This is a genomic window from Streptomyces sp. NPDC060031 (assembly GCF_042736805.1).
Taxonomy (GTDB): domain Bacteria; phylum Actinomycetota; class Actinomycetes; order Streptomycetales; family Streptomycetaceae; genus Streptomyces.
This window is the reverse complement of record NZ_JBHWVM010000017.1, coordinates 92,018-101,018: the sequence shown is the minus strand read 5'-3', so window position 1 is coordinate 101,018 and position 9,001 is coordinate 92,018. Positions and strand designations below refer to the sequence as shown.

Genomic DNA, 9,001 nt, shown 5'->3' with positions numbered 1-9,001 from the left:
GCCCGGGCCAGCGCGGTGGCGGGGGGGGGGCCCCGGGGGGGGGGGGGCCCCGCCGCCCGCCCCGGCCGGGGGGGGCGCGGCCCCGCCCCCCCCCGCCCCCACCCAACCGCGGGGGCGTCCCGCCCCGCGCGAGGAGCCTCGACACCCGGCGCGCAGGTGATGGTTCGTCACCCGCTCGGTGCGTCGGCTCGCGCGGGAGCAGGTGATCGCACAGGGTGATGATCACCGGAATCTCACCCCGCTCCCCGTCCCGGAGGACCCGCATGCAGTTCACCCGTCGGACCGTTGTACGAGCCGGGGCCGGTACCGCCGCCGCGCTCGCCGTCGGTACGCCCGCGATCGCGTCCACGACCACGACCGCTTCCACGACCGCGACCGCCGCCGCGGCCGCCACGCCCCGTGCTGCGGGCGCGGGCGCGGGCGCGGAACTTCCGCTGCGGACCGACGCCACCACGCAGGGCGACATCCTGGCGGGCTTCCGCAAGGACCACGCGTGTCTGCTGCTCGTGCACTTCCACGACACCCGGAAGGCGCGCCGCTGGCTGGGGCAGCTCCTGCCCGAGCTCTCCACCACCGATCAGGTCACCCGCTTCAACGCCGAGTTCAGTGCGGCCCGCCGCCTGCGCAGGGGTGTGGACCCGACGTCGATGGCCGTCCTGTGGACCGGCATCAGCCTCACCCACGCCGGCCTGGGCTTCCTCGCCCAGAAGGACCCGTTCCCCGCCGTCTCGCCCGGCACCACGGCGGAGGCCTTCCGTGACGGCGCCGCGGCCCGCTCCGCACTGCTCGGCGATACCGGCCCCAGCGCCCCGGACTCCTGGCTGTTCGGGTCGGACCCCGACGGTGTCCACGCCGTCCTCACGCTCGCCGCCGACGACCCGAAGCGCCTCGCGGTGGCCATCGACGACCACCACGAGTCCCTCGAGGACGCCGACGCCGAAGTCCTCTTCCGCCAGGACGGCGCGACCCTGCCCGGCGGCCTGCGCGGGCACGAGCAGTTCGGCTTCCTCGACGCCATCAGCCAGCCGGGCGTACGCGGCTTCGACGCGCCGGACCCCGAGACCGGTACGACCGTAAGCGGCAAGCCCGGAACCCGTCTGGTGCCCGCCGGTGAGTTCCTCGTCGGGCACGAGCGGGTCGGGCAGCGTCCCGCCGGGCTGCCCGCGTGGGCCACCGGCGGCTCCTTCCACGTGGTGCGGCGCCTGGCACAGGACGTCGCCGGATGGTGGAAGCAGGTCGACGAGTGCCTGGCCGAGCTCAAGAAGTCGGGCGCGGCCCCGGCCGACGCGAGCCCCAACTGGCTCGCCGCCCGCATGGTCGGCCGCTGGCCCGGTGGCGCCCCCGTCGCCACCTGCCCGGCGGCCGAGCGGATTCCCGTACCCGGTGAGGACGTCGACGGCGCCCTCGACTTCCACGACGACCTCCAGGGCTGGACCACCCCGCTGTTCGCGCACATCCGCAAGACCAATCCGAGGGGCGGCCTGACGACGGCTCCCGGGCGGCCGCCGCTGCCCGCCGCCAACAACGACTCCCGGCGCATCATCCGGCGCGGCATCCCCTTCGGCCCGGCCTACCGTGCGGGTGCGGCTTCCGCGCAGCGCGGGCTGCTCTTCATCAGCCATCAGGCGGACCTCGTCGGACAGTTCGAGTTCATCGCCAGTCGCTGGAGCAACAACGCGGACTTCCCGCCGGCCCGGCACCCCCGCCCCGGCACCGACCCCGTCATCGGGCCCGCCTCGCCCGCAGCCTTCGAGTGCCCCTCGCCCAGCGGCAGCCGCGCCACCACCCTCGCCTTCGAGCGGTACGTCCGTACCGAGGGCGCCTTGTACGCCTTCACCCCCTCGCTCCCGACCCTGCGCGCCCTCGCCGCCGGCAAGCTCGACAACTCCATCGAGGTCCACCCCGGCACCGTGCTGCGCCCCGGCGACACCCTGGACGCCGGGGCGGTGCGCCTGCACTTCGACACCGGCGGCGACCTGATCCTCCAGGACGACGAAGGCCGCACCCTGTGGAACGCCGACACCTCGGGCTCCGGCGCCGACGCCGTCTTCTCCGGCGACGGCGAACTCACCGTCCGTACCGCCGACGCCCGCACCGCATGGTCCTCGAAGACCGCCGGCCACAAGGGCGCCCGCTTCCTGATCCGTCCGTCGGGTGAAGCCGTGATCGTCCAAAACGGCCACACCCTGTGGCAGGCACCCGACGGAAAGGCATCTGCCCACACGGCGAGGTGACGCCCTGACCGGCCCGTCCCGGGCGTGCGAGAACGAGGAAGCCCATGCCGCACACGGACCTCTCGGCGGTCGCGGACGACGCGAGAGCCTGGTTCGACCAGTACGTGAGCACCTTCATCGGCCTGGCATCCGCCGGCCGTACCGACCCCGCACCCCTGCTCGCCTACTTCGCCGTACCGATCACCATCACCACCGGCGCCGCGCATACGGTGCTCGGCTCGGGCGAAGCCCTCACGGCCGGCCTCGCCCACGAGCTGCGGACCCTGCGCGACGCCGACTACGGCGGCAGCACCGCCGTCGATCCCGAGGTCCGCGCCCTGAACGAGCGGTCCGCGCTCATCGAGGTGACCTGGGTGCGCAACGACACCGCCGGGCGCGAGTTCCAGCGCGTCCGGGTGCTGTACCTCGCGGCCAGGACGGACGCCGGGTGGCGCACCACCGCCTCGGTGATCCTCGCCTCCTGACCGTCTCCTCCTGACCGTCCCGTCCTGACCCTGCCGGATCAGTCGGTCACGGTGTCGCCGTGACGGTGGGCCACCCGCCATTCGCCGTCCTCGCGGCGGTAGACCTGGGTGGCCCGCAAGGTGTAGGTGCGCGGCTGTCCGTCGACGGAGGTGGAGGTGTGCTCCAGTCCGGCCGTATAGGCCATGTCACCCAGCACGTCGTACGCCTGCAGTTCGACCGCGTACGACGTGCAGTCGGAGAAGCTCCGTCCGAGTGCGGCGAACAGCGCGTCGAGCTCCTGCTGGCCGTTGGCGTTGCGCCACGCGCCCAGCACGCTCACGGGCTCGTTGCGCGACCACAGCGCACGGCGCGGAGCCGCGTCGCCGTTGTGCAGCGCGGGCTCCGCCTCGTACAGAGCACTCTTGACCCACGCCAGGAATTCCTCGCGGTCGCTCATGCCGTCATCTCTTCGGGGTGGGGCGTTGGTGGCCGGGGTGGACGTGATCGGGGGTGACGACGGTGGTGATCGCCTCGCCGAAGAAGGCGCTGGGCTCCCCCGGCAGGAACTGCACCGGGTGTTTGTTTGAAGGATCAGTCGAGCAACTGCTGGGCGTTGCCCTGGTCGAGCAGTCGCAGGAGGCGGTGACCGTGAAGGTCTTGGTCTCGCTGTCACCACGCAGGCCCGGCCCATCCGCATGCGGATGGGCTCCATGGCGCGGCCTCCTGTCGTCCGGCGACCAGGGCAACGTCACCAGCCTAGGCTCGCGCCACCTCGGTCGCGCGGTGAGCCATTCAGCCGCGCCCGCCGCTGCCGCGCAGGTCAAAGCTCTGCGGCCCCGGACGACAACGTGCTCGTCCGGGGCCGCGGGCCCGAGGCGCCGCCTGGCCGGTCGGTGCCCGGTCAGTCGGTGCCGAACTCCATCGCGGCGCGGTCGAGCATCTCGTCGTCGTCGCCCTCGACCTTGCCGCGGGAGGCGATGACCTCGGCGCCGCCTTCCGGCATCGCGCCGATCAGCCCCGTCGAGGCGGCCTGGGCCGCGCCGATGAGCGTGGCGTGCGTGTTGCCGACGATGCCGAGAGCCGCGTACTGCTCCAGCTTGGCGCGGGAGTCGGCGATGTCGAGGTTGCGCATGGTGAGCTGGCCGATGCGGTCCACCGGGCCGAACGCGGAGTTCTCGGTGCGCTCCATGGACAGCTTGTCCGGGTGGTAGCTGAACGCCGGGCCGGAGGTGTCCATGACCGAGTAGTCCTCGCCGCGCCGCAGCCGCAGCGTCACCTCACCGGTGACGGCCGCGCCCACCCAGCGCTGCAGCGACTCCCGGATCATCAGCGCCTGCGGGTCGAGCCAGCGGCCCTCGTACATGAGGCGACCGAGGCGCCGGCCCTCGTTGTGGTACTGCGCGACGGTGTCCTCGTTGTGGATCGCGTTGACCAGTCGCTCGTACGCGGCGTGCAGCAGGGCCATGCCGGGGGCCTCGTAGATGCCGCGGCTCTTGGCCTCGATCACCCGGTTCTCGATCTGGTCGGACATGCCCAGGCCGTGGCGGCCGCCGATGGCGTTGGCCTCCATCACCAGGTCGACGGGGGTGGCGAACTCCTTGCCGTTGATCGTCACCGGCCGGCCCTGGTCGAAGCCGATGGTCACGTCCTCGGCGGCGATCTCGATCGAGGGGTCCCAGAACCGGACGCCCATGATCGGGTCGACGGTCTCGACGCCCGTGTCGAGGTGCTCCAGGGTCTTGGCCTCGTGGGTGGCGCCCCAGATGTTGGCGTCGGTGGAGTAGGCCTTCTCGGTGCTGTCGCGGTAGGGGAGGTCGTGGGCGAGGAGCCACTCCGACATCTCCTTGCGGCCGCCGAGCTCGGTGACGAAGTCCGCGTCGAGCCACGGCTTGTAGATGCGCAGGTGCGGGTTGGCGAGCAGGCCGTAGCGGTAGAACCGCTCGATGTCGTTGCCCTTGAAGGTGGAGCCGTCGCCCCAGATCTGGACGTCGTCCTCGAGCATCGCCCGGACCAGCAGGGTGCCGGTGACGGCGCGGCCGAGCGGCGTCGTGTTGAAGTACGCGCGCCCGCCCGAGCGGATGTGGAACGCTCCGCACGTCAGCGCGGCCAGGCCCTCCTCGACCAGTGCCGCGCGGCAGTCGACGAGGCGCGCGATCTCGGCGCCGTACGCCGACGCGCGGCCGGGCACCGACGCGATGTCGGGCTCGTCGTACTGGCCGATGTCGGCGGTGTAGGTGCACGGGACGGCGCCCTTGTCGCGCATCCACGCGACCGCGACGGAGGTGTCGAGGCCGCCGGAGAAGGCGATGCCGACGCGCTCGCCGGTGGGCAGGGAGGTAAGGACCTTAGACATAGGAAGAGTATGCACTGCGCCGCATGATCATGCAACGTGGCGCTCCGTCCGCCTGAGCCGTCGGGGCTGTCCGCGCCTCGCGGGCGCGGCCTGCGTCGCGACGGCGGTCCCGGTGGTGCGCCCCGGCGTGCGGGCCTGACGGCAGGCCCGGCTGGACGGCTTCGGCGAGATACGGCCCGACGCCCGGGCGGAGGCCCTGCGCAGGCCCCGCGCGCCCCTCGGCCCGGCGGACCGCTCCGTGCCCACCAGCCGTGTGGCCGAGTGCGAGCCCGCACCGTCGCGGCCAGGCCCGGTCCCTAGCGTGTGGCCGGAAACCGACGTGGACGGCTATCTGGCCGAGGTGGCGGAGGGGCGCAGGGTGCCGCTGGCCCGGCTGCAGCGGGTGTGCCGAGCGGAACTCGAGGGCAAGAATCGTACTGATGCCCGGCACCGGGACGTGGGGGACTAGGATGATCGCAGGGCCCGGGTACCGCATCCCCCGTCGGTATCCGGGCTCTTCATGTCTTGTCACAGGTGCAGAGGGGCCCCGGGTTCACCTGGGGCCCCTCTGCTGTGCGGGCTCGCCCCGCCCCACCCCCGTGGAGGCAGAACGAGCCCGGTCATGGGGGCCCGGTCACTCGGTGAGCGCGGGCGGTCGCACGGGCTCGGGGAGCCGTCGTGCCAGGTACTTGGCCACGTCGATGACCGTGCGGTCGGCCAGATAGGGACCGATGATCTGGATGGCCAGCGGCAGCCCGTCGGCGGTCTCGCCCGCGGGCATGACGAGGGCCGGGAGCTTGACGTGCCCGGCCAGGTTCAGCCATGCCGTCTGGTCGAAGTACGGACGCTTCTCCCCGTCGACCGTGATGAACCGGCCGGGGACCGGGGTGGACGTCTGGTCGTCGACCGCCGCGGTGGGGGCGGCCGGGGTGATCAGGACGTCATGGGTCGCGAAGTAGTCGGCCCACCGCCCGCGCAGCTTCTCGCGGTCCTCGTTCGCTCGCAGCCAGTCCCTGTGTCGCATGGTGCGCGAGTGCAGGAAGAGGCCGCCGGGGCTGTCGGCGGGGGTCTTGTCCGCTGCCGCGATGTCGTCGGCGAACCCGGCGTCGGTCGCGGTGGCGCCGGCCGTGGCGTACATGAGGCGCTGGAACAGCTTGTCGCTGTCGGCGAGGTTCACGGGCCGGGTCGTCCCGTCGACGGTGGCGCCGGCCGACCGCACGAGCTCGGCGACCTGCTCCAGGAGCCGGCGCGTGCCCTGGTCCACGCGGCAGTACGCATCGTCCTGCCATACGCCGATCCGGTAGTCCGCCAGGCGACCGCGCCTCGGCGCCGGAAGGCTGATCTGCCAGGCGGCGGCCTCGGCCGGGGCGGGCGCGGCGAGCACGTCGAGGAGGACGTCGAGGTCCTCGGCGTTCCTGGCGACGGGGCCCAGGGTGAGCATGTCGGAGCTGGTGAGCCAGCCGGGCGGCCGGGGGATGTGGCCTCGGGTAGGTACGATGCCGCCGCTCGGCCTCAGGGCGTACACACCGCAGTAGGCGGCCGGCAGGCGCAGCGAGCCGGCGAGGTCGGATCCGACCTCGAGGCTGGTGAGGCCCGCGGCGACGGCGGCGGCCGGGCCGCCGGAGGATCCGCCCGCGGTCCTGGTGTCGTCGTGGGGGTTGATCGTCTTGCCGAAGACCGGATTCGAGGTCTGGATGTCCTGGCACATGACCGGGACGTTCGTCTTGCCGACGATCACGGCGCCGGCCGCACGCAGGCGCGCGACGGTGTCGGCGTCCTGGTCGGGAACGTGGTCGGCGAGGTCGGGGGAACCACAGGCGGTGCGCAGCCCCTTGGTCTCCAGGGCGTCCTTCACGGTCATGGGCAGGCCGTGGAGCGCGCCCAGCGGTTCGCCGGTCGCGGACAGGTGGCGGTCGGCCCGGTCGGCGGCCGCGCGGGCGCCCTCGGCATCGAGGGTGACGACGGCATTGACGCCGGGGTTGGTCTTGGCGATGTGCTGGAGGTACTGCTCCAGCAGGGCCCGGCTGGTGATCGTCCGCCGGCGCAGGGCCGCGAGCTGTTCGCGGGCGGGCGCCAGGTGCAGGTCCGTACGGGGCGGCTTCGCCGCGCCGGCGCGGGAGCGCGCGGCCGCGGGCGTGGTGGCCATGGACGCCGCTGCGGCGATGGCCGTGCAGGCGACGAGCAGGGTGCGGCGGAGGATCACGAACGGGCTCCTGAGGTGGTGCCACGGGACTCGGCGGCGTCGCGGCTCTCGGACGTGGGCGGGGTGAAGTACGAGGCGACGCGCTGGAGGTGGAGCAGTTCGTCCTCCGTGGTGGGGAGGGACAGCTCGGCGTCGGCGTACTCGGCGGGGGTGTCGGCGGGTTCGTCGGCCGCGTGCCGGACCAGGGCGGCGTGGATCTGGTCGGCGGTGACGGCCGCGGCGAGTTCGACGCCGGTGAGGCCTTCGGCCCGGCGGCGGGTTTCGGCGTGCTCCCGAGCGGTCGGGTCGAGGTAGCGGCGCATCAGCTTCTGGCCCTGGCGGATCTCGACGCGGCGGCGCAGCAGGGGGAAGAGGGCACTGCGGCCCCGTAGGAGGTCCTGGCGCTGGCGGGCCGGGCGGCGCAGGGTGATCCCGGGGTCGGCCTGGTCGAGGGCGTGCCACAGCTGTCCCAGGCGCCGGTAGCGGATGTGCGCGGTGGCCCAGTCGCGGGCGGTGTTGGTGCGCCGGGCGACGGTCGGGATGAGGTAGCCGATCTGGGTGAGGGTGGCTCCGATGTCCCCGCACGCCCAGGCGAAGTCGTTCAATCGGCTGACGCTGAAGCCGGCTTCGGCCCCGATGATGCCGCCGATGCGGATGCCGCTGTAGCCGAGGGTGACGACGGCGCCGACGGTGACGAGGCGCAGGCTGAAGGCGATCGACCGGTTGGTGGCGGTGCGCGCGTACTTCCAGCAGGAGCGCGCCAGGTAGATCTCGGCGGCGCTGTAGGTGCCGAAGTACAGCAGCACGTACGCCTGGAAGACCGGGTCGTGCGCGTAGTACAGGGAGAAGTCGGTGGGCCTGGTCGTGGCGGGGGTGAGCAGGGCGAACAGCACCGACATGGTGGCGATGACCGCCGCGGCCGCGCAGAGCAGGAGGCGGCTGCGCCGGCGGGCTTCCCCGAGCGGCTTCGACCAGTACGCCAGGACGGTGGCCTGGAGCGCGAAGACGAGGATCACGCAGCCCTGGGCGATCGGCACGACGATGTTGGGGACACCGAAGACGCCGTCGACCCGCACCCAGACCGACGTGAGGGAGACGGCGTAACTGAGCGCGGAGAAGCAGTAGGTGAAGGCCAGGGCGACCAGTGCCCGATCGCGTCGGCTCTTGCCCAGGTCGCGCACGAGGATGAGGAAACCGGTGCCGGCGATGGCCAGGCACAGGGGGTGAAGTATGTCTTTCACGGGTCCCGATTCGGTATTCGGTCAGCGCAGCAGCGTGCGGGTTATGGGGTCGGCTTCCCGGGAGTCGCAGACCCGGGACGCGCTCAGACGCTCCTGCAGGAGGGATCCGAGCAGCTCGGCTTCGAACTCCTCCGGCTCGTGGTAGCGGGTCCGGCCGAGGACGAGCTGAACCGTGGCGGGGTCGATGTCGGTGATCAGACCGCCCAGGTTGGCCGCCTCCAAGGGGGCGTTGCCCCGGTGGCGCTTGAGCATGTGCCCGAATTCGTGCCCGACGATGATCTCGGCGTGCGCGCGGCTGATCGCGGTGTCGTAGAACACGTAGTCCGTGTCGCCCGTGGCGAGCCACAGGCCGCACGGGGCGGAAGCGTCCAGGGAGTCGGCATCGGCCGGATCCGAAGCGAACGGCATGAGCCGGATCGACCGGTCGAAGCGCTCCTCCATGAACGGCACGAGGTCCATGACGCTGTCGACCGCGGGAAGGTCGAGGCCGTCCACGAACTCCCGGTTCCGGCGCTCGACTTCGTCGGCCTCGCGTTCGGATCCGCGGTTACGACGGCTGAGCCACATG

7 protein-coding genes are annotated in these 9,001 nt (G+C 72.6%); 2 read left to right on the top strand and 5 right to left on the bottom strand.

Annotated elements, in window-relative coordinates:
- Positions 1-263 precede the first annotated feature (263 nt).
- On the top strand, positions 264-2,234 hold the full coding sequence (locus tag ACFWB8_RS10695) for a peroxidase (protein ID WP_385224374.1): 1,971 nt from the start codon (positions 264-266) through the stop codon (positions 2,232-2,234).
- A gap of 44 nt (positions 2,235-2,278) precedes the next feature.
- Positions 2,279-2,698, top strand: a complete 420-nt coding sequence (locus ACFWB8_RS10690; RefSeq protein WP_385224372.1) for a hypothetical protein — start codon at positions 2,279-2,281, stop codon at positions 2,696-2,698.
- 38 nt (positions 2,699-2,736) lie between these two features.
- On the opposite strand, the gene ACFWB8_RS10685 is transcribed toward ACFWB8_RS10690, so the two are convergent.
- From ACFWB8_RS10685 to ACFWB8_RS10665, 5 genes are all read right to left on the bottom strand, one after another.
- Positions 2,737-3,135 (bottom strand): nuclear transport factor 2 family protein, encoded by a 399-nt coding sequence (locus tag ACFWB8_RS10685; protein WP_385224370.1) that lies wholly within the window; start codon positions 3,133-3,135, stop codon positions 2,737-2,739.
- 444 nt (positions 3,136-3,579) lie between these two features.
- Positions 3,580-5,031, bottom strand: a complete 1,452-nt coding sequence (argG, locus tag ACFWB8_RS10680; RefSeq protein ID WP_385224368.1) for an argininosuccinate synthase — start codon at positions 5,029-5,031, stop codon at positions 3,580-3,582.
- Between the two features lie 613 nt (positions 5,032-5,644).
- The gene (locus ACFWB8_RS10675) at positions 5,645-7,213 is read right to left on the bottom strand and encodes an amidase (protein ID WP_385224366.1); all 1,569 of its coding nucleotides are present in this window, start codon (positions 7,211-7,213) and stop codon (positions 5,645-5,647) included.
- On the bottom strand, positions 7,210-8,433 hold the full coding sequence (locus ACFWB8_RS10670; RefSeq protein ID WP_385224364.1) for an MAB_1171c family putative transporter: 1,224 nt from the start codon (positions 8,431-8,433) through the stop codon (positions 7,210-7,212). The genes ACFWB8_RS10675 and ACFWB8_RS10670 overlap by 4 nt, the downstream gene beginning before the upstream one ends.
- A gap of 21 nt (positions 8,434-8,454) precedes the next feature.
- Complete coding sequence (locus tag ACFWB8_RS10665; RefSeq protein WP_385224362.1) at positions 8,455-9,000, bottom strand: hypothetical protein; 546 nt, start codon at positions 8,998-9,000, stop codon at positions 8,455-8,457.
- Between the last annotated feature and the right edge of the window lies 1 nt (position 9,001).

What these genes read in the sequence shown, in the direction of transcription:
- ACFWB8_RS10665 (WP_385224362.1), bottom strand. Translation starts at nt 9,000, where the DNA reads ATGTGGCTCAGCCGTCGTAACCGCGGATCCGAACGCGAGGCCGACGAA.
- ACFWB8_RS10690 (WP_385224372.1), top strand. Translation starts at nt 2,279, where the DNA reads ATGCCGCACACGGACCTCTCGGCGGTCGCGGACGACGCGAGAGCCTGG.
- ACFWB8_RS10685 (WP_385224370.1), bottom strand. Translation starts at nt 3,135, where the DNA reads ATGAGCGACCGCGAGGAATTCCTGGCGTGGGTCAAGAGTGCTCTGTAC.
- argG (WP_385224368.1), bottom strand. Translation starts at nt 5,031, where the DNA reads ATGTCTAAGGTCCTTACCTCCCTGCCCACCGGCGAGCGCGTCGGCATC.
- ACFWB8_RS10695 (WP_385224374.1), top strand. Translation starts at nt 264, where the DNA reads ATGCAGTTCACCCGTCGGACCGTTGTACGAGCCGGGGCCGGTACCGCC.